The sequence below is a fragment of the Nocardioides ferulae genome (assembly GCF_003660455.1).
GTDB lineage: Bacteria > Actinomycetota > Actinomycetes > Propionibacteriales > Nocardioidaceae > Nocardioides > Nocardioides ferulae.
In genome coordinates this window covers 1-24,691 of sequence record NZ_QZVR01000008.1, presented here as the reverse complement: position 1 = coordinate 24,691, position 24,691 = coordinate 1, and the positions used below count along the sequence as shown (strand labels likewise).

The following is a 24,691-nucleotide window of genomic DNA, read 5'->3' as shown; positions in this document are numbered from 1 at the left end:
CCGGGGCTCAGAAGCCGAGACGCTGCTCGCCGCCGGCGGCCTGGCGGCGTACGACGTCGCCCTTCGCGTGCGCGGCGTCGCGCAGGTCGTCTTGGAAGGCGACCATCCGCTGCTGCAGTCCCGGGTCGGTGGCCGCGAGGATCCGCACGGCGAGAAGACCCGCGTTGCGGGCGTTGCCCACGGCCACGGTCGCCACCGGCACGCCCGCCGGCATCTGCACGATCGAGAGCAGCGAATCGAGCCCGTCGAGATGCTTGAGCGGCACCGGGACGCCGATCACCGGCAGCGGCGTGACCGCGGCGAGCATGCCCGGCAGGTGGGCCGCCCCGCCCGCGCCCGCGATGATCACCGTGAGTCCGCGGCCGGCTGCCTGCTTGCCGTAGGCCAGCATCTCCTCGGGCATCCGGTGCGCGGAGACCACGTCGGCCTCGAAGGGGACGTCGAACTCCTCGAGCGCCTCACCGGCGGCCTTCATCACCGGCCAGTCGGAGTCGGAGCCCATCACGATCCCGACCCGCGGGGCCTCGTCGCTCATCGCCGTTCCTTCCGGTGCCGGTGTCATTCGCTCTCGTTGCCCAGGTCGCCGCGGAACCACGCGGCCGCGTGCCGGGCCCGCTCGAGACAGTCCTCGAGGTCGTCACCGTAGGCGTTGACGTGGCCGACCTTGCGGCCGGGCCGCAGCTCCTTGCCGTAGAGGTGCACCCGCAGGTGCGGGTCGCGGGCCAACGCATGGGGGTAGCCGTCGTAGAGCCGGCCCACGCCGGGGTCGGGGCCGCCGAGGATGTTCACCATCACCGTCCACGGCGCCCGCGCCGCGGGCGAGCCGAGCGGCAGGTCGAGCACCGCCCGCAGGTGGTTCTCGAACTGCGAGGTCACGGCGCCGTCCTGGGTCCAGTGGCCGGTGTTGTGCGGCCGCATCGCCAGCTCGTTGACGAGCACCCGGCCGTCGCGGGTCTCGAAGAGCTCCACCGCGAGGATGCCGGTGACGTCGAGCTGGCCGGCGACCGTGAGCGCGATCTGCTGGGCCTGGGCGGCCAGCTGCGGATCGAGGTCGGGCGCGGGCGCGATCACCTCGTGGCAGATGCCGTCGCGCTGGGTCGAGGCCACCACCGGGTACGCCGCGGCCTGGCCGCTGGGCGAGCGGGCCACCAGCGCGGACAGCTCGCGCCGGAAGTCGACCAGCTCCTCGGCGAGCAGCCGGACCTCGGCCTCGGCAGCGGCGCGGAACGGCTCCTCGCAGTCGTCGGCGGAGCGGACGAACCACACACCCTTGCCGTCGTAGCCGCCGCGGGTCGTCTTCAGCACACAGGGGAACCCGAACGCCTCGACGTCGGCGACCGACCCGACGACCGCGTTGCGGGGGCACGGGACGCCGAGCTCGCCGAGGCGGGCGCGCATCACCGCCTTGTCCTGGGCGTGGACCAGCGCCTCGGGCCCGGGTCGCACCGCGAGGCCGTCCGCGGCGAGCGCGTGCAGGTGCTCGGTCGGCACGTGCTCGTGGTCGAAGGTGACCACCGCGCAGCCGGCGGTGACCCGGCGCAGCGTGGCGAGGTCGCGGTAGTCGCCGACCTCGTGGTCGGCGATGACCTGGGCCGCGGAGACCCCCTCCCCCTCGGCGAGCAGCCGCAGGGGGAGGCCGAGAGCGATGGCGGGCTGGGCCATCATCCGGGCGAGCTGGCCGCCGCCGATGACGGCCAGGGTGGGCGCGTGCTCGGACACGCGGCACACCCTACTGAGCGGGGCGTCTGAGCGGGGCGTCCGGGGCACCGCGCGGACCCGCCCGACCACCTCTCAGCCCAGCGGGGGGGACGCCGGGACCGAGAGGGGGCCGGACGGTGCTCAGGGAGTGGGAGAGGACGTCCGGGCTATCGGCGTCTGGGGCAGGGTCCGGGGGTCCTGGGTCTCGAAGCGAAGCCCGCGCCCGCGGACGGTGGTGATCAGATGGGGTCGGCGGCTGTCGTCGCCGAGCTTGCGACGCACCCACCCGAGGTGGACGTCGATGGTCTTCGACGAGGTCCAGAACGTGGTGTTCCAGACGTCGCGCATCAGCTCCTCGCGGGAGACGAGCTCGCCGGCGCGGGAGATCAGCGCGAGCACGAGGTCGAACTCCTTGCGGGAGAAGGTGATCTCCTCGGTCCCGCGCCAGGCGCGCCGGGAGGCCGGGTCCACGCGCACGTCTTGCACCTCATACATGTCTCAACGGTAGGAACCAGACGGCGCCAGCGTGAGTAAATGACCGAATCCGACAGTGGCCACTTTGTGCCACTTCGGCCGGGGAGGCCTCGCGGTGTCCGGTCAGTGCCGCCGGACGGCGACCGGCTCGACCAGGCCGAAGCCCCGCACCGGACGTGCCGGGAGTGGCCGGGTCTCGAAGCCCTCGGGCAGCAGGGCGGCGGTGGCAGCGTCGATGATCACCCGGTTGCGTCGCGCCACCGCGGTGAGCCGGGAGGCGAGGTTGACCGCCGGACCGAACACGTCGCCGAGGCGGAGCACCACCGAGCCGCTGGCCAGGCCCACCCGGACGTCGGGCATCCGCGGGTCGCGGCCGATCACGTTGATGATCCCCTCGGCGGTGTCGAAGGCGCGGACCGGGTCGTCGTTGACGAACAGCACGGAGTCGCCGATGCTCTTGATCACCCGGCCGCGCTGGCCGGCGACCACGTCGGAGCAGCGGCTCTCGAACAGCTCGACCAGATCACCGAGGCGGTCTTCGGACACCTCGTTGGACAGCGCGGTGAAGCCGACGATGTCGGCGAACCCGACGGTCACCTGCGTGGTGTGCACGTCCTCCTCGTTGGCTCGCGACGCCTCGACCCGCGCGACGGCCGCCGCGAGGTGGCGCCGCCAGGCATAGATCAGCAGCGCCTCGAACGAGCCGCTGAACTGCTCGACCAGGCGCTGGGCGGCCACGCTGGGGGTGTCGATCGGCTCACCGGCCGAGAGCTCCTCGACCCGGTGCAGCATCGCCGCGACCTCCCACTCGGCCAGTCGCGACATCGTCTGGCCGACCGCCCGGGTGGCGTTGACCGCCAGGTCGAAGTCGAACAGGCCGGTGTCGACGGCACGCACCAGAGTGGAGACCGCGTCGATGTCGGCGCGGGTGAACGCCGCCTCGCCGCCGGGCTCGGGGAAGCCCAGCGAGCGCCACAGCCGTCGGGCCTGCTCGATCGTGACGCCGCTGTCGGCGGCCACGTCGTGGGCGGTGAAGGCGGGGTCCTCGCCGAGGATCGCCCGGGAGAGCGGGACGGCGGGCGGCTCGTCGGGCTCCCGGTGGGCGGGCTCGGGGCGGCCGGGCTCAGGCACCTTCGTCCCGGGTGAGCGGTCCGTCGATCGCGTGCAGCAGGTCGTTGAGCCGGCGCTGGGCCTCCTCGACCCGGGGGATGTCGGGCAGCTCGACCTGGCCGTGGGTGCTGGCGTCGCTGATCACCAGCGTGCCGCAGCCCAGGATCCGGTCGATGAGGTGCAGCTCGATCGCCACGTCGCTGATCCGGGCCAGCGGGATGTCGTGGCCGCGCCGGGTCAGCACGCCGGTGCGGGTGATCAGCCGCCGGTTCGTGAACGCATAGGTGCCGGTCAGCCACTCCAGCGTCGGCCACACCGTCCACCAGAGGATGCCGATCCCGGCCAGCGCCCAGACCGCGATCGTCAGGATGCGCACGTCGAGGGCCACCTGCACGAACACCGCGACCCCCAGGCACACCACCAGCGCGAGCAGCGGCAGCAGCAGCGCCTTGGGGTGGGTGCGGGTGCTCAGGACGACGCGTTCGCCCTCGTTCAGCAGCTTCGGTGAGATGGCCACGCGCCGATCATGTCACCGATGCCGCCCGGTGGGCGCGGGTCTTCGCGCCAGCCGACACCCCGATGCTCGACGTCGAGGGGTCAAGCGTTCCCCGACACGCCGCAGAAGCCCGTGAATCTGTGACGCGTCGGCGTCAGACCGCCGGCCGCACGTGGACCACGTCGCCGGCGCCGACCGCGACGGTGGCGCCGGCGACGCGCACCTCGAGCCGGCCGGTGGCGTCGATCCCCGTGGCCCGCCCGGTCAGCGGCTCGCCGGCGGGCAGCTCCACCCGGACGTCGCGGCCGAGCGTCACGCAGGCCGAGGTGTACGCCGCTCGCAGCCGGTCGGCGGCGGCGTCACCGCCGCCGCTCCAGCGGTCGTACTCCGCCCAGACGGCACCGACCAGCGTGGCCAGCAGGTCGGTGCGGTCGGGCACCCGGTCGGGGTCCTCCATGACCAGCGAGGTGGCGGTGGCGACGGGCAGCTCCTCGGCGGTCGTGGTCACGTTCAGGCCGATGCCGACCACCGCGGCCGGGCCCTGGGGGGTCTCGATCCGCTCGACCAGGATCCCGGCCACCTTGCGGTCGTCGATCAGCACGTCGTTGGGCCACTTCACCCCCGCGGCGTAGCCGGCCGCCCGCAGCGCCTGCGTCACGGCGTACCCGGTGAGCAGCGGCAGCCACGGCCACCGGTCGGCGGGCAGCTGCGGCCGCAGCACCAGCGAGAAGGTGACGGCGGCGCGGGGCGGCGTCTCCCAGACCCGGTCCAGCCGTCCCCGGCCGGAGGTCTGGTGCTCGGTGACCACGACCAGGCCCTCGGCGGCGCCGGCCTGGGCTCGCCGGGTGGCGAGCGCATTGGTCGAGGCCGCCTGGTCGACCACCTCCACCACCACCGCCGTGGGCAGGGCCGGGGCCCGGTCGGCGGCGGCCTCGGACAGCCGGGTCTTGTCGAAGGGTGGGCGTTGGGCGGCGTCGGTCGTCACGGGCACTACATTGGCCCACGATTCGACGAGGAGGCCACACAGTGACTGCAGAGCCCGGAGAAGGCACCGAGGTCCCGGGGGACATCGACATCCACACCACCGCCGGCAAGCTGGTCGATCTCGAGCGCCGTCTCGACGAGGCCGTGCACGCCGGCTCGGCCAAGGCGGTCGAGAAGCAGCACGCGAAGGGTCGCAAGACGGCCCGTGAGCGGATCGAGATGCTGTTCGACGAGGGCTCCTTCGTCGAGATCGACGAGCTGGCCCGGCACCGCTCCACGGCCTTCGGGCTGGAGAAGAACCGCCCCTACGGCGACGGCGTGGTGACCGGCTACGGCACCATCGACGGCCGCCAGGTGTGCGTGTTCTCGCAGGACTTCACGGTCTTCGGCGGCTCGCTGGGCGAGGTCTACGGCGAGAAGATCACCAAGATCATGGACCTGGCGATCAAGACCGGCTGCCCGATCATCGGCATCAACGAGGGCGCCGGCGCCCGCATCCAGGAGGGCGTGGTCTCGCTCGGCCTCTACGGCGAGATCTTCAAGCGCAACGTGCACGCCTCCGGCGTGATCCCGCAGATCAGCATGATCATGGGCAACTGCGCCGGCGGCCACGTCTACTCCCCCGCGGTCACCGACTTCACGATCATGGTCGACCAGACCTCCGCGATGTTCATCACCGGCCCCGACGTGATCAAGACCGTCACCGGCGAGGACGTCACGATGGAGGAGCTCGGCGGCGCCCGCACCCACAACACCCGCTCGGGCAACGCCCACTACATGGCCTCCGACGAGGCCGACGCCATCGAGTACGTCAAGGCGCTGCTGAGCTACCTGCCGCAGAACAACCTCGACGAGCCGCCGTCCTACGACGAGGAGGCGATCCTCGACGTCACCGACCTCGACCGCACCCTCGACGCGCTGATCCCCGACAGCCCCAACCAGCCCTACGACATGCACACGGTGATCGAGGCGGTGCTCGACGACGAGGAGTTCCTCGAGGTCCAGCCGCTGTTCGCGCCCAACATCATCGTCGGCTACGGCCGGGTCGAGGGCCGCCCGGTCGGTGTGGTCGCCAACCAGCCGATGCAGTTCGCCGGCACCCTCGACATCGACGCCTCCGAGAAGGCCGCCCGCTTCGTGCGCACCTGCGACGCGTTCAACATCCCGGTGCTGACCTTCGTCGACGTGCCCGGCTTCCTGCCCGGCACCGACCAGGAGTACAACGGCATCATCCGGCGCGGCGCGAAGCTGATCTACGCCTACGCCGAGGCGACGGTGCCGCTGGTCACCGTGATCACCCGCAAGGCCTACGGCGGCGCCTACGACGTGATGGGGTCCAAGCACCTCGGCGCCGACATCAACGTCGCCTGGCCCACCGCCCAGATCGCGGTGATGGGCGCCCAGGGCGCGGTGAACATCCTCTACCGCAAGGAGCTGGCGGAGGCCTCCGACCCCGACGTCCGCCGGGCCGAGCTGATCACCGAGTACGAAGACCACCTGGCCAACCCCTACATCGCCGCCGAGCGGGGCTACATCGACGCGGTGATCAGCCCCCACGAGACCCGCCTCGAGGTGGTCCGCGCCCTGCGGCTGCTGCGCTCCAAGCGCGAGACGCTGCCCCCCAAGAAGCACGGGAACATCCCGCTGTGAGCGGCGCCGAAGCGACCGGTCCCGTGCTCCGCGTCGTGTCTGCGGACGCGACGCCGGAGGAGGTCGCGGCCCTGGTGGCCGTGTTCTCCGCGATGGGCGGCGGCTCGGCGCCGAAGCCCCGGCCGCGGCCGGAGTGGCAGGCTCCCCACCGGCGGCTGCGGGCGGTCCACCCGCACGGGCCGCAGGGGTGGCGCGCCAGCGCGCTTCCGCGCTGACCCGCGGCGGCGGCCCGGCCGCCTTTGGCTGATCCAAGGGGAATCTTTGGGGAACGCCGACGGGCTCCTTGAGCCGGACTCCCGAGACTGGATCACGCAAGCGGCCCTGGGGAAGGGGCCGCCACGTGAGGAGGCCCGGTGTCCAACCTGCCATCCGGCGGCCTGGCTGTCGCCGAGCGCGAGGCTTGGCTCGCCCCGAGACCACCCGACGACGGCGAGGGCCGGGCCCTCGACGCGGCGTCGGTGGACCAGTCCACCTACCGGCCGACGGTCGGCTGCATCATCCCCGCCTACAACGAGGGCGAGACGATCGCGGGAGTCCTGGACTCCCTGCTCATGCAGACCCGCATCCCCGACGTCATCCACGTCATCGTCAACAACACCAGCGACGACTCCGTCGAGATCGCCAGCCACTACGCCGGACCGCACACGCGGGTGACCCCGCTCGGCGAGCAGAGCACCACCGTCTACGTCCACGACATCGGCAAGAACCCCGACAAGAAGGTCGGCGCGCTCAACTACGGCTACGGCCTGGTCGAGACCATGGACTACCTGCTCGGCGTCGACGGCGACACCACGCCCGAGCCCGACGCCGTCGAGCACCTGGTCAACGAGATCGCCAGCGACGACCGGATCGGCGGGATCTCGGCGATCTACAGCATCGACGACAGCGCCCTGGACCGGCCGATGGCGAAGTTCCTGATCGCCGGCCAGCGCGCCCAGTTCTCGGCGTTCAACATGCAGAACCTGCTCAAGGGCCGCAACATGGCGGTGCTCGGCGGGCAGTTCTCGATCTTCTCCACCCAGGCGCTGCGCGATGTGCTGCGCGACAGCCACCAGCGCACCCCGTGGGTCAAGGACAGCGAGGTCGAGGACTCCCTGCTGTCGCTGCAGATCAAGAGCGCCGGCTACCTGACCAAGATCTCCGCGCACGCCCGCGCCCACGTGGGCGGCATGACCACGCTGCGCGCCCTGGACGCCCAGCAGGTCAAGTGGAACTTCGGCGCGATCGACCTGATGTGGCCCGGACAGCGTGGCGACACCAAGGGCCAGCCGTTCCACCCGAACCTGCGGCTGCGGTGGTTCGAGCACATGTCGATGGTGATCAACATGGTCACCCGGCTGCTGTTCTTCATGCTGCTGTTCGGCGCCCTGTGGATCGACGCGTTCGTGTTCCGGGCCTGGTGGCTGATCCCGCCGGCCGCCGCCGTCTGGCTGAACTTCCGGGTCGCGCACACGATGAAGTTCCGCAACCGGCGCGACTACCTGTTCGCGCTGCTGGTCTTCCCCGCCGAGCTCTACATGCTGACCCGGATGGGCCACTTCGTGCGCGCGTGGCTGAAGTTCTTCAGCCGCCAGCAGACCGACAACTGGGCCGCGCAGGCCAAGGCCGAGCGCGGCAAGGGCGTGGCCTGGACCTACCCGTTCCTGGCACTGGGCGTCTTCTTCGGCATCTTCGCGCTGGTGTGGACCCAGGCCGGCATCCCGATCCAGGTGCAGTCCGACATCCTCGCCGTGGGCTGGCGCGTGCTCGGCGTGATCACCCTGGCCCAGACCGTGTGGATGATCTTGAAGTCGCTGCGCCCCTACCGCGGGTTCACCGCATGAGCGCCGCGCCCCGCCCCCCTCGTCCGACCCTGGAGGTCACGGTGCACCGCACCCCCACCCGCCGAGCGCGCCTCGCGCTCGCCCTGGCCCTCACCGTGCTGCTCGCCGCCCTGAGCGGCTGCGGCCTGCTCGACACCGGCGGGGCCGAGGCGGCCGAGGAGCCCACCGAGGAGCCCACCACCTCCGAGGCCTTCTTCAACTCGCAGTTCACCCGCGACGGCACGTTCCAGTCGCACATCGACGTCGAGGGCCTCGACTTCGTCTACACCCTCTATCCGACCAAGTCCACGCCACGCACCAACGAGTGGTACCCCCGCGGCAGCAAGTTCTTCTCGTTCACCTTCCAGGCCTACGACCTGGAGCAGAAGCTGCGCGACCCCTTCGCCACCAAGCGGAAGGTCTACCTGGAGCACATCAAGGTGACCTCCCGGACCACCCGCGAGGGCGGCGGCAAGGCCCAGCGCCCCTACGAGCTGGACCGGGTCGCTGAGAAGATCACCTTCGACCCCGAGCCGCTCACGACCAAGTACGGCATGTTGATCACCTCGCCCAAGGGCGCCTTCGAGCTACGCAACCAGCGGATCAAGCCCACGGCGCTGAACACCCGCGGGATCGACCTCACCTTCACCGCGACCGTGTGGATCCAGCGCAAGGCCGGCGGCACCGAGTTCTACAAGCGCGAGATCAAGCAGACGGTCCCCGTCGCGATCTTCGAGTCGGAGGAGAAGACCCAGGTCGCGCAGATCCCGGTGAACGCGAACTAGGCGAGACGCCCGAGGGACGACGGCGCATCGGCTGATGGTGGTCGAGCGAGCCGCACGACCGAGCCTGCGAGGTCGTGACCGGCGTGTCGAGACCCGGTGAGACGCAGGGCGGTGACCGTGGTCACCGCCCTGCCAACGTCACCGGGTCTCGACTCGCATCGTCGCTAGCGCTCCTCGCGGCTCGACCAGCGAGGCCCTATTCGGCTGCGGCCAGCCGGTAGCCCACCCCGCGCACGGTCTCGATGAACCGCGGCGTGGCGGCGTCGTCGCCGATCTTGCGGCGCAGGTTGGCGATGTGCACCTCGACCGAGCGCTTGTCGGCCTCGTTGACGAAGTACGACGTGACGTACTGCTGGCCGCGCATGGTCAGCACCAGGTCGGCCTTGCTGCGCACCCGGCGGCCGGTGCTGAGCAGCGAGGCGAGCAGGTCGAACTCGGTGCGGGTGAGGTCGACCGTGGCGCCGCCCAGCGTGACCACCCGGGTCTCGTTGTTCAGCGCCAGCCCGTTGAAGCGGATCCACCCGCCGTCGAACGTCGGCTGGCCGCCCTGGGCGGGGACGGCGGGGAAGGCCGGCGGCTGCTGGGCCGCGGCGGCCTGCTGCGCCGCGGCCTGCTGGGCGGCCCACTGGGCCACCTGCTGCTCCTGCTGGCGCAGGTCGACGGGCTGGCCCGGCTGGGCCATCGGCTGCGTCATCGGTGGGGCCATCGGCTGAGTCATCGGCGGCGTCATCGGCGGGGTACCAGACGCCACCGGAGACAGCGGCGAGCCGGCGGCCAGGTCGCGGGCCGCCGCGGCGGCCCACGACTCGCCGGTGGCCGCCGTGACCGGCACCGGCGTCTCGGCCGGCGCCGGGTCGGCCCAGCCGTGCGGCAGGTCGTAGCGCTCGCGGGGCCGGCGCAGCATCGAGTCGGCACGGGCCCGCAGCTCACGTGGCCGGAACGGCTTGACCAGATAGTCGTCGGCGCCCGCCTCGAACCCCTGGACCACGTCGATCTCGTCGCCGAGGGCGGTGATCATGATCAGGTAGGTGTTGCTGAACTCGCGCAGTCGCCGGGCCACGGCGAAGCCGTCCATCCCCGGCATGTTGACGTCGAGCGTGGTGATCAGCGGGTCGTGGTCGCGCACCGCGTCCACGCCCTGCGCGCCGTTCTCCGCGACCACCGTGGTGAAGCCCGACTGGGTCAACACGATGTCGATGAGGTCCCGCACGTCAGGGTCGTCCTCGATGATGACCGCAGTCCAGTCCCTCGCCCCGTCCATGGAGGTGAGCCTAACAACGCTGGGGAGCCTCGGGCGCCACATCTGCACCAGTGGCCGCAGCCGGTATGCGCGATCGGTGCGTGAGCGTCGTCACCAACCGGCGTTCTCGAGCAGCTCCAGGGCCCGCTCGGTCCAGAAGTCGCCGGCCGGCGGCCCGCCGTTGCACTCCCCGTCGCTCTCCCCCGGGGGCTTCACCCACAGCCACGCGTCCTGCTGCCCGTCGTCGACCACCTCGGGCCGGGCGCCGACGGCGCGGCCGGGCGGGTTGCACCACTCGGTGGGCTCACCGGAGACACCGGGGCCGCTGCGGCCGCGGTCGATGACGTAGTGCGCGCCATCGAGCAGTCCGCTGAGCTCCTCGGCGTAGCTGCGCTCGTCCCGGTCGCTCTGGTAGTTGGCGACGTTCGTGGCGAATCCGCGCACCCGCTCGACGCCGGCGTCGCGCAGCAGCTCGGCGACGTCCTCGGCCGGCTTCCAGTGCGAGTGCCCTCCGTCGAGGTAGACCGTCGCGCCGGCCTCGTCGAGCTGCTCGGCCGCCTCGGCGACCAGCCGCACCCGCTGCTCACGGTTGCCGCAGTCGAGCGAGCCGACCAGCGCGTCCGGCTCGAGGACCACGATCGCCCGCTCCGCGTCGGCCAGCGCGTCCGCGATCTCGCCGACCCAGCCGGGGTAGTCCTGCGCCGAGAGCCCACCGGCGGAGAAGCCGCCGGAGCAGTCACGGTCGGGCACGCCGTAGACCACGAGCACCGGCACCTGGTCGGCGTCGTCGGCGGCCTCGGCGATCGTGGCGACATAGCCGCCGACCTCGCCCGCCGGGTGCTCCTCCGGGGTCAGCCAGATCCCGGCCGGCACCCGCGCCAGCGTCGAGAGCAGCTCGGCCGCCCGGCCCTCCCCCGCCTCCTCGGCCGCCGCGGCCGCGCGCGCGGCACCGGAGTCGGGGTCGGCGTACTGGGTGCGGTCGGCGAGCGGGTTCTCCGGCTCGGCGTCCTGCAGGCGCACCACGGCGACCAGCACCGCGGCCCCGACCAGCGCCAGGACCGGGAGCAGCAGCCAGGGGTTGCGCCGGCGGGGGGTCTCGGACGAGGTCGCGGGCACGGCCACATCATGCCGGACCTCCCGCGGAGGACCGCGCCGCACCGAGCCAGTAGCCTCCGGTCGGTGACCTCCCTCGTGCTCGCCTCGGCCTCACCGGCCCGGCTCTCCACGCTGCGCAACGCCGGGCTCGACCCGATCGTGGTCGTCTCCGGTGTCGACGAGTCCCAGCTCGACGGGCTGCCGCCGGCCGAGCTGGCGCTCCGGCTCGCCGAGCTGAAGTCCGCCGCGGTCGCCGGGCGGCCGGAGGTGCCCGAGGGGGCGCTGGTGCTGGGCTGCGACTCAGTGCTCGAGCTCGACGGCGCGGCGCTCGGCAAGCCGCACGATCCCGACGAGGCGGTACGCCGCTGGGAGGCGATGCGCGGGCGCAGCGGCCTGCTGCACACCGGGCACAGCCTGCGGCACACCGGCACCGATCGGGCCGCGAGCGCGACCGCGTCGACGGTGGTGCACTTCGCCGACCTGACCGACGACGAGGTGGCCGCCTACGTGGCGACCGGCGAGCCGCTGCACGTGGCGGGCGCCTTCACCGTCGACGGGCTCGGCGGCGCGTTCGTGACCGGCATCGAGGGCGACCACCACAACGTGGTCGGAGTCAGCCTGCCGCTGCTCAGGGAGCTGGTGGCGGGACTCGGCTGCTCCTGGACCGATCTGTGGGCTCGCTGACGGGCCCCGCGTCGGCCGACTCCCCGGGCCCGGGCACGACCTCGGACGGGTCGTCGTACATCTCGGTGAGGTGGATCGGGCGCTTGAACACGAACGTGCGGAACAGGTAGAAGCGGGCGCCCAGGCCGAGCACCAGGCCGATCACGTTCGCGGCGATGTTGTCCGACAGCGGGTCGTCGAGCTCGAGCAGGTTGCGGCTCACCCACAGGCAGGCGATCGGCAGCGTCATCGTGACCACGTTGATGCCCACGAACGCGGTCAGGCCTCCGTCGGCCTGCTGCGGCGGGCGGTGCCGGAAGGCGTAGCGGCGACTGCCGGCGTAGCTGACCAGCATGCCGACGCTGTTGGCCACGATGTAGGCCAGGTAGGGCTGGCCGTCGAGCAGTGCCCGGTCGCCGGTGTTGAACCCGTGCACGAGCGCGTTGAACAGCACCAGCGCCACCACCGTGGCCACGCCGCCGACGGCGAGGAAGCGTCCGGCCTCGCCGAGGAGGCGACGCTGCCGTTCGGTCATGGCGGACAGGCTATCCGCAGCCGGTGCGAGGCCCCAGCGGGCGGGGCGTCCGCTGGGGCCGCGCCGGTCACTCGACCGGCAGCCCGAGCCCCCGGGCGATCAGCATCCGCTGCACCTCGGAGGTGCCCTCGCCGATCTCGAGCACCTTGGCGTCGCGGTAGAACCGGGCCACGGGGTACTCCTCCATGAAGCCGTAGCCACCGAAGACCTGGGTGGCGATCCGGGTGCCGGTGACCGCCGCCTCGGTGGCGTAGAGCTTGGCGACCGCGGCGGCCTGCTTGAACTCGCTCACCGACGCGCCGTGGCCGGTCGCCATGCTGTCCTTCATCGCGGCCGCCCGGTAGGTGAGCAGCCGGCTGGCGTGCAGCATCACCTCGAGGTCGGCGATCTGGAAGGCCAGGCCCTGCTTGCGCCCGATCGGCACGCCGAAGGTCTGCCGGTCGCCGGCGTAGGCCAGGCTCATGTCGAGGCAGGCCTGCAGACACCCCACGGCCAGGGCCGCGATCGCCACCCGGCCGTCGTCGAGCGTCGCGAGGAACTGCGCGTAGCCGCGACCCCGCTCTCCGAGCAGGTGGTCCTCGGGGACGCGGGCGTCGGTGAACGTGAGCGGATGGGTGTCGCTGGCGTGCCAGCCGAGCTTGTCGTAGGCCTTCTCCGCGGTGAAGCCGGCAGTGTCGCTGGGCACCAGGATCGCGGAGATCTCCGGCTTCTCGGCCCCGGTCGCGGGGTCGGTGCGCACACCGGTGCGCGCGGTGACGGTGACCAGGCTGGTGATCTCGGAGCCGGAGTTCGTGATGAACTGCTTCGCCCCGTTGACCACCCACTGGCCGTCGACCAGGTCGGCCCGGGTGCGCGTGGCGCCCGCGTCGGAGCCGGCGCCCGGCTCGGTCAGCCCGAACCCGGCGAGCCGCCGGCCGGCCACCAGGTCGGGCAGCCAGGTCTCGCGCTGCTGCTCGCTGCCGTAGCTGAGGATCGGGCTGATGCCGAGGCCGACCGCGGCCTCCAGCGTGATGCCCATCGACTGGTCGACCCGGCCGATTTCCTCGATCGCCACGCAGAGGCTGGTGAAGTCGCCGGCCGCGCCGCCGTACTCCTCGGGGGCGGTGAGGCCGAACAGGCCGAGCGCCCCCATCTTCTGCACCACGTCGACCGGGAAGTGGTGTTCGCGGTCCCAGCGCGCGGCGTGCGGGGCGATCTCGGCCTCGGCGAACTCACGGACGCTGCGCCGGAACTCCTCGTGCTCGCGGGAGAGCTCGAACGGCGTGGTGGAGGCGGTGCTCGGCTGCGACATGACCGGCATGCTAGCCCGACTGGTTAGTGATTGTTAACCACCTGGTCCGGACTGCCGCCCGGTCACATCCGGTGCGCCATCGGCAGCGCGAACAGCACGGCGTTGACGACCGCGAAGAGCAGGATCACCGCGACGACCGGGCGGGCGACGCTCCGCGCCGTGGCGGACGTCCCGTGCTGGTTGGCGGCGATCTTGCGGGCGGTCCACACCGAGAGGCCGGCGCCGAGCGCCAGAACGGAGTACTGCAGGACCTGGATGGTCCCGGTCCCGACGATCGCGGTCGAGCCCGTGCCGCTCTGCCCGAACAGGCCACCCACTGTGTAGAAGACCGACCTCCCCTCCGCCAGCAGGTGGAACAGGTTGTGCGCCAGGTGGGCCGCGACGTCCAGCGGGATCAGCGCGTAGCCGAAGCGGGCGAAGTTCTGCTTGACGGTCTCCCGGCTGGCCGGGGCCGCCGCCCAGGCCGCGGCGGCCAGCATCCCCACCGGCAGCGCGACGGCCACCACGAACGTCAGCGTGAAGATCACCGGATAGCTGGTGATCCCGGTGGTCCGGCCGACCCAGGCCAGCAGGTCCTGCCACACGTCGAGCATCGTGACGTTCTGGATCAGGACGATGCCCATGATCGCCATCGCCAGGAACGACTCCTCGATCCGGGCGCGGCCGACCAGCCACAGCTCCTTGGCGGGCGGCCGGACGGTGATGGAGATGGCGTCGTTCGGGCAGGACTTCACGCAGTTGGCGCACAGGTTGCAGTTGGCCATCGAGTCCATGGTCCGCGGGAACGAGAACAGCGGGCAGGGGGCGGTGGTCTCGGTGCCGTTGAAGCACGCGGCCTTCGCGGTGCAGGTCGCGCACACGTCGGGGTCGGCGCGCAGCTGGACCATGCCCGCGCGCGCGTAGTTGCCCGACAGACCGCCCAGGAAGCACAGGTAGCGGCAGAAGGTACGCCGCTGGAACAGCGCACCGGACACGATCACCGCGGTGGTCAGCAGCAGGAGCAGCACCCCCGAGCCCCACGGCGAGCCGACGATGCCCCACACGTGGTCGGCCCAGGTGATCGCCAGGAACGAGGCGTCGATGATCCAGATGCCGTAGGCCTTGAGGAAACGCGGGGCGGCGCGGTTCAGCCCGACCAGCTTCTGCACCAGATCGCTCAGCGTGGCGAACGGGCAGACCGCGCACCAGAAGCGGCCCAGCAGCAGGAACGTGATCGGCACGACCGGCCACCACAGCACCCACATCAACGCGGTGCCGGCGTTGTCGTGGGCGGTCGCCGGGCCGGCGATCAGCTGGTAGGCGACCAGGCCGAAGACGGCCGCGACGGGCACCTGGAACACCATGGGGTACCAGCGGCTGCGCACCAGCGCGGAGACGGGACGGTAGTCGAGCAGGTTCGTGCTCATCGTGGCTCGTCTCTCGGCGTGCGCGAGGCCGCGGCACGCACGTTGCGGGGCCCTCGGGCCGGTCCGCCGTCACGCCGCTCGCGCCGGCGGATCACGAACGCGGTGCCGACGACGGCGGCGTTGACCAGGCCGAACCCTCCGACCACCACGGTCTTGGTGGTGGTCGAGACGGTGTCCGGCTCGCCGCCGTGGGAGTGGCCACCGGAGTCCTCCGGCTCGGCGCCGTGGTCGTGACCGGCGGGCTCCTCCGGCTCGGCGCCGTGGTCGTGACCGCTGGGCTCCTCCGGCTCGGCGCCGTGGTCGTGACCGGTGTCGGGGGCGGGGGTCGGCGAGGCGGACTCGCCGTGCAGGGGCAGGGCGTCGTTGCCCACGGCGGCGGCCGCGGCGCTCGGCGTACCCCACGCCAGCGCCAGCGCCGCGGCCGTGACCGCGACTCCCCCCGCGGCGCGCACCGTGCGTCCCGCTGTCGTCGTGTCCATCGTCTCGCCGACCCCACGTCCGAGGCGACCCCCGGCGGGTCGCCCGTGCCACGAGTGTCAGCGCCCTCGCATGGGGTCCGACAACGCCGAGAGACCTCAGCGAGTGGGCAGAAGGTCCTCAGCCTTCCCGGCCCGGCACGGCGGCGGGAGCACCGCGTGGCGGCATCCCGAGCCCCAGCACCAGAAGGTCGGTGAGCAGCTCGACGAGGCCGTCGCGGTCCAGGTCCGGCGGCCGCTCGAGGGCGATGCGCAGGCAGGCGTTGAGCGTCACCCCCAGCGCCAGGTAGACCCGGGCGTCGACCTCGGCGGCCGGCAGGTCCGGGACCTGACGCGCGACGAAGACGCGGGCCAGCTGCTGCAGCTGCCCCTCGAGCTGGGGCAGCGCGTTCTGGTGACTGCCCATCGGCACCTCGTCGATCAGCGCCCGCACCACGGGCCCGTGCCGTTCGAGGGAGTCGACCAGGGTGCCGACCACGAGCCGGACGCCGGCCCGCGGCGGCAGCGCGACCGCCTCGACCATGGCCGCGGTCAGCTCGGCCATCGTCGCCGCCGACGACGCCTCGCGCAGGTGTTCCATCAGGTCGTGCCGGTCCTCGAAGTAGCGGTAGAGCGAGCCCACGCTCACCTCGGCCCGGGCCGCGACACGGTTCGTGGTCATCGCGGCGTAGCCCTGCTCGGCAAGAACCTGAGCAGCGGCGTCGAGGATGCGCTGCTTCATCTGCACCGAGCGGGCCTGGCGAGGACGGCGGCGGGCCGGAGCAGGCATGCGAGACCTCCGATGGGCAGCGTTCACCGGCGGAGCGGAAACGCGAGTAGAAGGTGAGTGTTTGCTCACTTTAACCTGGAGAGGTGACCAGCGACACGTCCTCCCCCGCCTCCCCCGCGCTCGACGCGACGCCCACCCGGTTCGCGCCCGACCCCCGGTGGTCGCGCCGCGCGGCCGCGCCGCTGCGACTCGTGGCCGGGCCCGGCGCGCTCCCCACGCCCGCCGAGCTCGACGCGCTCCGCGCCGGCCTGGTACGCCGCGACGAGCCGGCCGCGGCGCTCGTGCGGGCGATGCGCGAGCAGCGCACGGTGACCATGCCCCAGATCCGGGAGGCGCTCGAGCACGGCCCGGCGGCCGACGCGGCACCCGAGCTGCGCGACCTCTTCGCGCTCGTCGAGAGGCGCCCGGACTGGGTCGACGACGCGCTGCTCGAGCGCGGCGCCAGGGTCTGCCGCACGATGGGCCTCGACGCCGGCACCGTGCTGGCCTACGGCTCCCTGCTCGGCGGCTACCGCACCGCCGCCGCGCTGGAGCCGCTCGCCCGCACCGGACGGCTGACCGGCGAGGAGACCCTGCGCCGGATCGGCGAGACCACCGCCTGGTGGCGGGCGGTGACCGCCCCCGGCGGGCTGGCGCGTGACGCCGAGGGATGGCGGCTGGCCGTGCACGTGCGGATCATGCACGCGTTCGTCAACGACCAGCTCGAGCGCGACCCCACCTGGCCCTGGGCCGAACGCGGCGTCCCGATCAACCAGTACGACCAGGCCAGCACCCTCGGCGTCTTCAGCACCAGCTTCCTGCTGCACGCGCGACTGCTCGGAGTGCGCGTCTCGCGCCGCGACGGCGCGGCGGTGATGCACCTGTGGTCCTACGTCGGGTGGCTGATGGGCGTCGACGAGGAGTGGCTGCCCCGCACCGAGCGCGAGGGCCGCCGGCTGCTCTACCACTTCCTCTCCCACGACCCGCCGCCCGACGACAACAGCCGCACGCTCGCCCGGGCCCTGATCGACATGTCCGACCTGGCCCCGGTCGGCCGGTGGCGGCGGCGCTACGAACGCGAGCGGGCGCTGAGCGCCGGCACGTTCCTGCTCGGCCCGGCCGCGATGCGCGACCTCGGGCTGCCGCTGCGCCCACCGTGGTACGGCGCGGCGCGGCTGGCGAGCAACGCCTTCTGGAGCCACCTGGTGGGCCGGCTTCCCGGCGGCAACGACGTGCTCGCCCGGCGCGCGGAGCGGCACACCGAGCGCCAGCTGGCCCGCTACTACGGCCATCAGGCTCCCGGCATCGGCGCGGTGGCGCCCGGGCACGGCTGACCCGCCGGACGATCACGAGCACGTGACGCATCCCACTCCCGGCGATCCGGCGGGAGCGGGGTTCCTCCGTGAGACCTGCGGGCACCCTGAGGACGCCGGGCGGTAACCTGCCCCGCGGACCACCCGGCGTACCCCCGGGTCGGACCGCCGACCGGCTCGCAGCCACCCGACCGAACGCCCACAGGAGTCCCCGTGCCCGACGTCTTGCCTCTGCGCCGAGTCCTCATCGCCAACCGCGGCGAGATCGCGGTCCGGGTGATCCGGGCGTGCAAGGACGCCGGCATCGACAGCGTGGCCGTCTACGCCGACGCCGACCGCGACGCGCTGTTCGTCCGGCTCGCCGACCAGGCCTACTCGCTGGGCGGCGCCACCCCGGCCGAGTCCTACCTCGACATCGCCAAGATCATCAAGGTCGCCGAGGAGTCCGGCGCCGACTCCGTGCACCCCGGCTACGGCTTCCTCGCCGAGAACGCCGACTTCGCCCAGGCCGTCATCGACGCCGGGCTGATCTGGATCGGCCCGCCGCCCGCGGCCATCGAGGCACTGGGCGACAAGGCCAAGGCCAAGCACATCGCCGACCGCGCGAAGGCGCCGCTGGCGCCCGGCACCAAGGACCCGGTCGCCGACGCCGACGAGGTGGTCGAGTTCGCGAAGGCCAACGGGCTGCCGGTGGCGATCAAGGCGGTCTTCGGCGGCGGCGGGCGCGGCCTCAAGGTCGCCCGCACCCTCGAGGAGATCCCGGACGCCTACGAGTCGGCGGTCCGCGAGGCCGTGACCGCGTTCGGCCGCGGCGAGTGCCTGGTCGAGAAGTTCCTCGACAAGCCGCGCCACGTCGAGACCCAGTGCCTGGCCGACCAGCACGGCAACGTGGTGGTCGTCTCGACCCGCGACTGCTCGCTGCAGCGCCGCAACCAGAAGCTGGTCGAGGAGGCGCCCGCGCCGTTCCTCAGCGAGGAGCAGGTCGCCGAGCTCTACGAGTCCTCCAAGCGCATCCTGCGCGAGGCCGGCTACTACGGCGCCGGCACCTGCGAGTTCCTGGTCGCCCAGGACGGCACGATCTCCTTCCTCGAGGTCAACACCCGGCTCCAGGTCGAGCACTGCGTCTCCGAGGAGGTCACCGGCATCGACCTGGTGCGCGAGATGTTCCGCATCGCCGCCGGCGAGGAGCTCGGCTACGACGACCCCGAGATCCGCGGCCACTCCATCGAGTTCCGCATCAACGCCGAGGACGGCGGGCGCAACTTCATGCCGGCCCCCGGCACCCTGTCGGCGTGGGCCCCGCCGAGCGGGCCGGGCGTGCGCCTCGACGGCGGCTACGAGAACGGCCAGACCATCCCGGGCTCGTTCGACTCCCTGATCGCCAAGCTGATCGTCACCGGCCGCGACCGCACCCAGGCGCTCGAGCGCTCCCGCCGGGCGCTCGACGAGTTCGTCGTCGACGGCATGCCCACGGTCATCCCCTTCCACCGCGCGGTCGTCTCGGACCCGGCGTACGTCGGCGCCTCGAACCCCTCGGGCGAGGGCTCCTTCGACGTCTACACCCAGTGGATCGAGACCGACTTCGACAACCGGATCGAGCCCTACGCCGGCGACACGGCCGAGGCCGAGGAGTCCGCCGAGCGGCAGACGGTCGTCGTCGAGGTCGGCGGCAAGCGGCTCGAGGTCTCGCTGCCGGGCGGGCTCGGCGGCCTGTCCACCGGCGGCGGCGCGGCCAAGAAGCCGAAGCGGGCCGGCGGCAAGAAGGGCGGCGCCGCGGCCACGGGCGACTCGGTGACCAGCCCGATGCAGGGCACGATCGTCAAGATCGCCGTCGAGGAGGGCCAGGAGGTCGCCGAGGGCGACGTGATCGTGGTGCTCGAGGCGATGAAGATGGAGCAGCCGCTGAAGGCCCACAAGGCGGGCACCGTCACCGGGCTCCAGGCCGAGGTCGGGGCGACCGTGACCAACGGCGCGGTCGTCTGCGAGCTGAAGGACTGATCCCAGAGGGCCCGGCCGGCCTCGTAGGCTCGGAGCGTGTCCCCCCTCCCCACCCTGCGTGACCCGTCCGAGCAGGTCAATCCCCGTGCCCGCACGCTCTGGCGTCTCGAGACCGGCCTGGAGGGGCTCGCCCTGCTCGCCACTCTCGTCGTCGGCGACCTGGTGTGGGACGCCGTCGACCTGCCGTGGTGGGCGCACGCGCTGATCGCGCTGGCCGTCGTCGGCTACGTCGCCGTGGTGCCGCAGTGGCGCTACCTGGTGCACCGCTGGGAGGTCACCGAGACCGCGGTCTACACCCAGACCGGGTGGTGGGCCCGCGAGCGCCGGATCGCCCCGATGTCGCGGATCCAGACCGTCGACTACGAAGAGGGGGCGCTCGCCCGGCTGTTCGGGCTCGCCAGCGTCACGGTCACCACCGCGTCCGCCGCGGGGGCCCTGGTGATCTTCGGGCTCGACAAGCAGCGGGCCCGGGCGCTGGTCGACGAGCTGACGCTCAAGGCCGACGCGGTCCCGGGTGACGCCACGTGACGCAGTCCGACATGACCGGGCCGCCCGTGACCGAGCCGCCGGCCGGGCTCGCCCAGGAGCACGACTGGCAGCGGCTGGACCCGCGGATGCTGCTGGTCCACCCGGTGCTGGAGGTCGTCAAGTTCCTCCCGGTGCTGCTCGGCGTGCTCGTCGCCGGCACCGCCACCGGCACCCTCACCTGGGAGCTGTTCGGGCTCGGCTTCCCGGTCGCGCTCGGTCTGCTGCGCTACCTGACCACGAGCTTCCGGATCGCCGACGGCCGGGTCGAGCTCAAGCGGGGGCTGCTGAACCGCAGCACCCTGTCGGCGCGACTGGACCGCGTCCGCACCGTCGACCTCAGCGCCTCGCTGGTGCACCGCCTGCTGGGGCTGCAGACGCTGCGCATCGGCACCGGCAGCACCTCGACCGACGAGGACGACCGGCTCGACCTCGACGGGCTGCCCACCGAGCGGGCGCTGCGGCTGCGCGGCGAGCTGCTCCGGGCGGGCGCCGGACACGCGGAGCCGTCGGCGGCGGGCCCGGGGGTGGGAACGGCGGCGGGCCCGGTCTCGGCCCCGCCGCCCGCCCTGACCCTCGACCTCGGCTGGGTGCGCTACGCCCCGCTGACCGGCACCGGCGCGGTGGTCTTCGCCGGCCTGCTCGGCGCGGTGGGCCAGGTCGTCTCGTCGGTGGGCGAGGTCCGCGTCGACACCACTCGCATCGAGAGCGGGCCCGGGCTGCCCGGCGCACTGCTCGTCGCGGCGCTCGGCGTCGGGGTGCTGGTCGTCTACGTCGCGTTCTCCGTCGCCGGCTACCTGGTCGCCAACTGGGGGTTCGCGCTGCGCCGCGAGGCAGGCTCCTGGCACGTGCGCCGTGGCCTGCTGACCACCCGCGAGACCAGCATCGACGAGGAGCGGGTCGCGGGAGTCACCCTCACCGAACCGTGGCCGCTGCGGCTGGCGGGGGCCGCCCGGGTCTCCGCGATCGTCACCGGCCTGGCCACCGCGTCCAACAGCGCCGCGCTCGCGCCGCCCGCCCCGCGGGTGGTGGCGCAGCGGGTCGGGTCGCTGGTGCTCGGCTCGGCCGAGCCCCTGGTCGGCGGCCTCGTCGCCCACGGGCCGGTCGCCAGGCAGCGGCGCTGGTTCCGGGCACTGGCCCCGGCGCTGCTGGTGGTGGGAGCCGCCTCGCTCGCCGTACCGCTGCTCGACGCTCCCGGCTGGGTGCCGCTGGTCGCGCTCCTCGCGCTGCCCGTCGGTGTGGCCCTGGCCGTCGACCGCACCCGGTCGCTGGGGCACGCCGTGGTCGGCGACACCCTGGTCGCCCGGTCCGGCAGCCTGCTGCGGCGCCGCGAGGCGCTCGGTGTCGAGCACGTCATCGGCTGGAACCTCCGCGCGACCTGGTTCCAGCGGCGCGGCGGCCTCACCTCGCTGTCGGCCACCACCGCCGGTGGCCGGCAGTCGGTCACGGTGCTCGACGTGCCGGACGACGAGGCCGTGCGGGTGGCCAGCGACGCGGTGCCGGGTCTGGTGGAGCAGTTCCTCGCCGACGCCCGGTGAGCGGGCGATCCCGGCTGCTCCCGCTGTCGGAACCCGGGCCGCCCGCTCGGCGTCCCACGCCCATGACCCGGCCGCCGCACCACCGTCTGCTCCCGCTGCTGGGCGGCGTGCTCCTGGCCGCTGGCTGCACCGGCGAGGCGGGCACCGACCGGGGATCCGGTGCCTCGACCGCGCCGCTGCCGGCGGTGACCGCGGAGCTCCCCACGTCGTACCGCCTGGTCCTGGAGTCGATGTGCGGTGAGCGCTCGTTCCTCGGCCGCTACCGGGTCGTCGTGCGCGACGGGGTGGTGCGGCGTGCCGACCCGATCTCTCCCACCACCTACCGGCCCGACCTGGCCGACGTGCCGACGCTGGAGGGCCTGATCGCCAGAGCCGAGAGCGCCGGCGAGGACGCGGTCGTGGACCTGGCGGTGGACGACGAGGGCATTCCCGAGTCGCTCACGATCGACCACCTCCCGGACGCCATCGACGACGAGGAGTGCTACCGGGTCAGTCGGCTCCGCACCGGTCAGTGACCGACGACGGCGTCGGACTCGGTGGTGTCGATCGTGTGCAGCACGGGCAGCCGCAGCACGCCGACCAAGGTGATCGCGGCAAGCAGCGTGCTGCCGCCGATCACCAGCGCCATCGCGACGCCGTCGTTGCCGAGCACGCCCACCACCGGGGCGGTCAGAGCCCCGAGCCCGAACTGGGCGGCACCCAGGAGCGCGGCCGCGGTGCCCGCGGACTCACCATGCAGGGAGAGGCCCAGGGCGGAGGCGTTCGGTCCGGCGAAGCCGACACCGCCGAGCACGACGAACAGCGGGACGAGGACGCCCCAGACGCCACCGACCTCGGCCACGGTGAGCACCAGGAGCGCCACCGAGGCGAGCACCGCCACGGCCACCGCCGTGACGAGGATCTGCGCGGACGACCACCGGCCCAGCAGCCACACGTTGACCTGGGCGGCACCGATGAGTGCCACCGAGTTCACCGCGAAGACCACGCCGAACATCTGCTCGCTGAACCCGAACTGCTCCTGCAGCACGAAGGACGAGCCGGCGACGTAGGCGAAGAGCGCCGACATCATCAGCGCCGCGACCAGCACCAGCGCCAGGAACGTGCGGTCCCCGAGCAGCGCGGCGTAGGCCCGCCCCGTGCCCCGCACTCCCCCCGACTGCCGACGCTCGGGCGGCAGCGTCTCGGGCAGGCGGAGGGCCGCCACCACGCCCACTCCCACCCCGAGCAGGGCCAGTGCGGCGAAGATGCCGCGCCAGTCGGTCCACCGCAGCAGCTCGCTGCCGACCGTCGGGGCCAACACCGGGGAGGCGCCGATCACGAGGATGAGGCGCGAGATCATCCGCGCGGCGCGCACCCCGCGGAACAGGTCGCGCACGACGGCGATCGCGATCACCGAGGCCGCCGCCGCGCCGAAACCCTGCAGCACCCGGAGGACGCCCAGCGTGACGACACCGGGTGCGAGCACGCAGGCCAGCGAGGCCAGGACGTGCACGAGCAGGCCGGCCAGGAGTGGCCGACGGCGTCCGATCGCGTCCGAGACCGGGCCGAGCACGAGCTGGCCGAACGCGAGCCCGGCCAGGGTGCCGGTCAGCGTCAGCTGCACCGCCGCCGAGGTGGTGTGCAGCTCACGCTCGATCGTCGGCAACGCCGGCAGGTACAGGTCGATGGTGAACGGTCCGAGCGCGACGAGCACACCCAGGACGAGGATGAACCCCACCGAGTCGCGGGGCCGGGTCGGGGAGGTGGCACCGGCACGCGGCTCGGCGGTCGTTGTCACAGAAGCGTCTCTCAGCGGTCGGAGCGGTCATCGCGGACTCCGGCGTCCGCCAGGGGAACAAGCCGCGTGAGGGCGTCGTCATTCCCCGCGCAGGACGAGGCGAACGATCTCGGCGCGCGCGGAACCATGCTGGGCGCCCCGGGCGGCCTGCGATGCGGTTCGGCGGGTGATGGTGCTCACGGGCGGTCGGTGCCCGCGGCCACGACGTACGCCGTGAACGCGGCGGTGTCGCGCAGCCGCGACGCCGGGTCGTCGTACTCGGCTTGACCGCCCTCGCGCAGCCGCAGCGCCTCGCGGATCACCCGGTGCCAGCGTCCGTCGTAGTGGGACAGGGCCCAACGACCCGCCCCCGACTTGGTCGTCATAGCGCCGGTCACGATCAGGTGGTGGAGCCGCGCGACGCCGAGGACGCACCAGGTGCAGGCCTCATCGAGGGTCTCTGCGGGTTCCTCGGGGGACGAGCCCGAGAGCCGTTCGGCAGTGTCGCGCCAGTACGTGTCGAGGTTGTCCACGGTGTGGTTGCGCAGCACCTGGCGGTCGGTCCAGACATCGAGCGTCGACACGTCGGGGCCGGAGACCGTGACGCCGTGCCAGGCCAGCTCGTGCCAGGCGACGAGCTGGTCCAGGTGGCCGATCTGGAACTGATGGTGGAGCACGACCGGCACCGGAGCGAGGTCTCGGGGGTCACTGACCAGGTCGGAGGCGAGGATATGCATACCGTCGAAGTCGATCCGGGAGGTCGCCGCCAGCCGTGCGTGCAGCGCCTGCAGCTGCTCCACCTCCTGATCGTTCGGCCGGTGGGCAAGCGTGGCCACGAAGTCGATGTCGGAGCGACCGTCGATCCACTCGCCGAACCCGGTGCCGCCGGTCAGGTAGAGACCGGTGATCAGCCCCTCCGGCGCCAGGTCGAGAAACCGCGCACAGACATCTGCCACGGGTGCAGGGAGAGGCATGGAAGGGACCTTATCGAGGCCGTCGAATCGAACACTTGAGTGAACGGGAGTGTCGGTGGTCGCCTCTAACGTAGCGCCATGACGACAACCAGCACCCGCGAGCATCCGCTCCGGGCATGCGCCACCGCGATCAC

Annotated in this window: 25 protein-coding genes; 10 read left to right on the top strand and 15 right to left on the bottom strand. The window is 72.7% G+C overall.

The genetic code is table 11. The features are described 5' to 3' along the window. Nucleotides 1–7: 7 nt before the first annotated feature. From purE to D6B71_RS11500, 6 genes are all read right to left on the bottom strand, one after another. Complete coding sequence (purE, locus tag D6B71_RS11525; RefSeq protein WP_121255170.1) at nucleotides 8–535, bottom strand: 5-(carboxyamino)imidazole ribonucleotide mutase; 528 nt, start codon at nucleotides 533–535, stop codon at nucleotides 8–10. Between the two features lie 23 nt (nucleotides 536–558). Continuing rightward, complete coding sequence (locus tag D6B71_RS11520) at nucleotides 559–1,719, bottom strand: 5-(carboxyamino)imidazole ribonucleotide synthase (RefSeq protein ID WP_121255168.1); 1,161 nt, start codon at nucleotides 1,717–1,719, stop codon at nucleotides 559–561. 120 nt (nucleotides 1,720–1,839) lie between these two features. Beyond that, a complete protein-coding gene (locus D6B71_RS11515) occupies nucleotides 1,840–2,193 on the bottom strand; it encodes a winged helix-turn-helix domain-containing protein (protein WP_121255166.1) in 354 nt (117 codons plus the stop codon). 102 nt (nucleotides 2,194–2,295) lie between these two features. Next, on the bottom strand, nucleotides 2,296–3,303 hold the full coding sequence (locus tag D6B71_RS11510) for an adenylate/guanylate cyclase domain-containing protein (protein ID WP_121255164.1): 1,008 nt from the start codon (nucleotides 3,301–3,303) through the stop codon (nucleotides 2,296–2,298). Continuing rightward, nucleotides 3,296–3,799, bottom strand: a complete 504-nt coding sequence (locus D6B71_RS11505) for a PH domain-containing protein (RefSeq protein ID WP_121255162.1) — start codon at nucleotides 3,797–3,799, stop codon at nucleotides 3,296–3,298. The genes D6B71_RS11510 and D6B71_RS11505 overlap by 8 nt, the downstream gene beginning before the upstream one ends. A gap of 133 nt (nucleotides 3,800–3,932) precedes the next feature. Beyond that, entirely contained in the window at nucleotides 3,933–4,763 is an 831-nt protein-coding gene (locus tag D6B71_RS11500; RefSeq protein WP_240641338.1) for a biotin--[acetyl-CoA-carboxylase] ligase, read from the bottom strand. A gap of 41 nt (nucleotides 4,764–4,804) precedes the next feature. On the opposite strand from D6B71_RS11500, the gene D6B71_RS11495 reads away from it, so the two are divergent. From D6B71_RS11495 to D6B71_RS11480, 4 genes are all read left to right on the top strand, one after another. Continuing rightward, nucleotides 4,805–6,412, top strand: coding sequence for an acyl-CoA carboxylase subunit beta (locus tag D6B71_RS11495; RefSeq protein ID WP_121255157.1), 1,608 nt, complete (start codon nucleotides 4,805–4,807; stop codon nucleotides 6,410–6,412). Beyond that, complete coding sequence (locus D6B71_RS11490; RefSeq protein WP_121255155.1) at nucleotides 6,409–6,627, top strand: acyl-CoA carboxylase subunit epsilon; 219 nt, start codon at nucleotides 6,409–6,411, stop codon at nucleotides 6,625–6,627. Before D6B71_RS11495 ends, D6B71_RS11490 begins: the two co-directional genes overlap by 4 nt. A 138-nt stretch (nucleotides 6,628–6,765) precedes the next feature. Beyond that, the gene (locus D6B71_RS11485; RefSeq protein ID WP_121255152.1) at nucleotides 6,766–8,235 is read left to right on the top strand and encodes a glycosyltransferase family 2 protein; all 1,470 of its coding nucleotides are present in this window, start codon (nucleotides 6,766–6,768) and stop codon (nucleotides 8,233–8,235) included. Next, complete coding sequence (locus D6B71_RS11480) at nucleotides 8,232–8,999, top strand: hypothetical protein (RefSeq protein WP_126688248.1); 768 nt, start codon at nucleotides 8,232–8,234, stop codon at nucleotides 8,997–8,999. The genes D6B71_RS11485 and D6B71_RS11480 overlap by 4 nt, the downstream gene beginning before the upstream one ends. A 196-nt stretch (nucleotides 9,000–9,195) precedes the next feature. Here the strand turns inward: D6B71_RS11480 and D6B71_RS23790 are convergent, their stop codons facing one another. Both D6B71_RS23790 and D6B71_RS11470 read right to left on the bottom strand, forming a co-directional pair. After that, nucleotides 9,196–10,260, bottom strand: coding sequence for a response regulator transcription factor (locus D6B71_RS23790; RefSeq protein WP_121255149.1), 1,065 nt, complete (start codon nucleotides 10,258–10,260; stop codon nucleotides 9,196–9,198). Nucleotides 10,261–10,350: 90 nt separating this feature from the next. Next, on the bottom strand, nucleotides 10,351–11,355 hold the full coding sequence (locus D6B71_RS11470) for a glycoside hydrolase family 6 protein (protein WP_164519626.1): 1,005 nt from the start codon (nucleotides 11,353–11,355) through the stop codon (nucleotides 10,351–10,353). A 63-nt stretch (nucleotides 11,356–11,418) separates the two neighbouring features. On the opposite strand from D6B71_RS11470, the gene D6B71_RS11465 reads away from it, so the two are divergent. Further along, complete coding sequence (locus tag D6B71_RS11465; protein ID WP_240641336.1) at nucleotides 11,419–12,018, top strand: Maf family protein; 600 nt, start codon at nucleotides 11,419–11,421, stop codon at nucleotides 12,016–12,018. Here D6B71_RS11465 and D6B71_RS11460 read toward each other — a convergent pair. From D6B71_RS11460 to D6B71_RS11440, 5 genes are all read right to left on the bottom strand, one after another. Continuing rightward, complete coding sequence (locus D6B71_RS11460) at nucleotides 11,963–12,532, bottom strand: GtrA family protein (RefSeq protein WP_121255143.1); 570 nt, start codon at nucleotides 12,530–12,532, stop codon at nucleotides 11,963–11,965. The two genes, D6B71_RS11465 and D6B71_RS11460, sit on opposite strands and share 56 nt — an antisense overlap. 67 nt (nucleotides 12,533–12,599) lie before the next feature. Next, nucleotides 12,600–13,823, bottom strand: coding sequence for an acyl-CoA dehydrogenase family protein (locus tag D6B71_RS11455; protein ID WP_121255522.1), 1,224 nt, complete (start codon nucleotides 13,821–13,823; stop codon nucleotides 12,600–12,602). A gap of 62 nt (nucleotides 13,824–13,885) precedes the next feature. Beyond that, the gene (locus tag D6B71_RS11450) at nucleotides 13,886–15,229 is read right to left on the bottom strand and encodes a 4Fe-4S binding protein (protein WP_121255141.1); all 1,344 of its coding nucleotides are present in this window, start codon (nucleotides 15,227–15,229) and stop codon (nucleotides 13,886–13,888) included. Beyond that, nucleotides 15,226–15,708 (bottom strand): hypothetical protein, encoded by a 483-nt coding sequence (locus tag D6B71_RS11445; RefSeq protein WP_126688247.1) that lies wholly within the window; start codon nucleotides 15,706–15,708, stop codon nucleotides 15,226–15,228. Before D6B71_RS11445 ends, D6B71_RS11450 begins: the two co-directional genes overlap by 4 nt. 118 nt (nucleotides 15,709–15,826) lie before the next feature. Then, on the bottom strand, nucleotides 15,827–16,474 hold the full coding sequence (locus D6B71_RS11440) for a TetR/AcrR family transcriptional regulator (RefSeq protein ID WP_121255137.1): 648 nt from the start codon (nucleotides 16,472–16,474) through the stop codon (nucleotides 15,827–15,829). Between the two features lie 83 nt (nucleotides 16,475–16,557). On the opposite strand from D6B71_RS11440, the gene D6B71_RS11435 reads away from it, so the two are divergent. The 5 genes from D6B71_RS11435 to D6B71_RS11415 all read left to right on the top strand — a co-directional run bounded on the left by D6B71_RS11435 (nucleotide 16,558) and on the right by D6B71_RS11415 (nucleotide 22,342). Then, nucleotides 16,558–17,787, top strand: coding sequence for an oxygenase MpaB family protein (locus D6B71_RS11435; RefSeq protein WP_121255136.1), 1,230 nt, complete (start codon nucleotides 16,558–16,560; stop codon nucleotides 17,785–17,787). A 192-nt stretch (nucleotides 17,788–17,979) separates the two neighbouring features. Then, entirely contained in the window at nucleotides 17,980–19,764 is a 1,785-nt protein-coding gene (locus D6B71_RS11430; protein ID WP_121255134.1) for an acetyl/propionyl/methylcrotonyl-CoA carboxylase subunit alpha, read from the top strand. Nucleotides 19,765–19,800: 36 nt separating this feature from the next. Next, nucleotides 19,801–20,292 (top strand): PH domain-containing protein, encoded by a 492-nt coding sequence (locus D6B71_RS11425; protein ID WP_121255131.1) that lies wholly within the window; start codon nucleotides 19,801–19,803, stop codon nucleotides 20,290–20,292. 11 nt (nucleotides 20,293–20,303) lie between these two features. Then, nucleotides 20,304–21,827 carry a PH domain-containing protein gene (locus tag D6B71_RS11420; protein ID WP_126688246.1) on the top strand — a complete coding sequence of 508 codons (1,524 nt, stop codon included), beginning with the start codon at nucleotides 20,304–20,306 and terminating at the stop codon, nucleotides 21,825–21,827. Nucleotides 21,828–21,889: 62 nt separating this feature from the next. After that, nucleotides 21,890–22,342, top strand: coding sequence for a DUF6174 domain-containing protein (locus D6B71_RS11415; protein WP_121255127.1), 453 nt, complete (start codon nucleotides 21,890–21,892; stop codon nucleotides 22,340–22,342). Here the strand turns inward: D6B71_RS11415 and D6B71_RS11410 are convergent. Together D6B71_RS11410 and D6B71_RS11405 are read right to left on the bottom strand one after the other, a co-directional pair. Then, nucleotides 22,336–23,604, bottom strand: coding sequence for a multidrug effflux MFS transporter (locus tag D6B71_RS11410; protein WP_206051698.1), 1,269 nt, complete (start codon nucleotides 23,602–23,604; stop codon nucleotides 22,336–22,338). The genes D6B71_RS11415 and D6B71_RS11410 overlap by 7 nt on opposite strands. A 176-nt stretch (nucleotides 23,605–23,780) precedes the next feature. Then, nucleotides 23,781–24,557, bottom strand: coding sequence for an aminoglycoside adenylyltransferase domain-containing protein (locus D6B71_RS11405; RefSeq protein WP_164519625.1), 777 nt, complete (start codon nucleotides 24,555–24,557; stop codon nucleotides 23,781–23,783). Between the last annotated feature and the right edge of the window lie 134 nt (nucleotides 24,558–24,691).

Excerpts from the sequence above, each read along its gene's own strand:
- purE (WP_121255170.1), bottom strand. The coding sequence starts at position 535 with ATGAGCGACGAGGCCCCGCGGGTCGGGATCGTGATGGGCTCCGACTCC.
- D6B71_RS11515 (WP_121255166.1), bottom strand. The coding sequence starts at position 2,193 with ATGTATGAGGTGCAAGACGTGCGCGTGGACCCGGCCTCCCGGCGCGCC.
- D6B71_RS11480 (WP_126688248.1), top strand. The coding sequence starts at position 8,232 with ATGAGCGCCGCGCCCCGCCCCCCTCGTCCGACCCTGGAGGTCACGGTG.
- D6B71_RS23790 (WP_121255149.1), bottom strand. The coding sequence starts at position 10,260 with ATGGACGGGGCGAGGGACTGGACTGCGGTCATCATCGAGGACGACCCT.
- D6B71_RS11460 (WP_121255143.1), bottom strand. The coding sequence starts at position 12,532 with ATGACCGAACGGCAGCGTCGCCTCCTCGGCGAGGCCGGACGCTTCCTC.
- D6B71_RS11455 (WP_121255522.1), bottom strand. The coding sequence starts at position 13,823 with ATGTCGCAGCCGAGCACCGCCTCCACCACGCCGTTCGAGCTCTCCCGC.
- D6B71_RS11450 (WP_121255141.1), bottom strand. The coding sequence starts at position 15,229 with ATGAGCACGAACCTGCTCGACTACCGTCCCGTCTCCGCGCTGGTGCGC.
- D6B71_RS11445 (WP_126688247.1), bottom strand. The coding sequence starts at position 15,708 with ATGGACACGACGACAGCGGGACGCACGGTGCGCGCCGCGGGGGGAGTC.
- D6B71_RS11440 (WP_121255137.1), bottom strand. The coding sequence starts at position 16,474 with ATGCCTGCTCCGGCCCGCCGCCGTCCTCGCCAGGCCCGCTCGGTGCAG.
- D6B71_RS11420 (WP_126688246.1), top strand. The coding sequence starts at position 20,304 with ATGACCGGGCCGCCCGTGACCGAGCCGCCGGCCGGGCTCGCCCAGGAG.
- D6B71_RS11415 (WP_121255127.1), top strand. The coding sequence starts at position 21,890 with ATGACCCGGCCGCCGCACCACCGTCTGCTCCCGCTGCTGGGCGGCGTG.
- D6B71_RS11405 (WP_164519625.1), bottom strand. The coding sequence starts at position 24,557 with ATGCCTCTCCCTGCACCCGTGGCAGATGTCTGTGCGCGGTTTCTCGAC.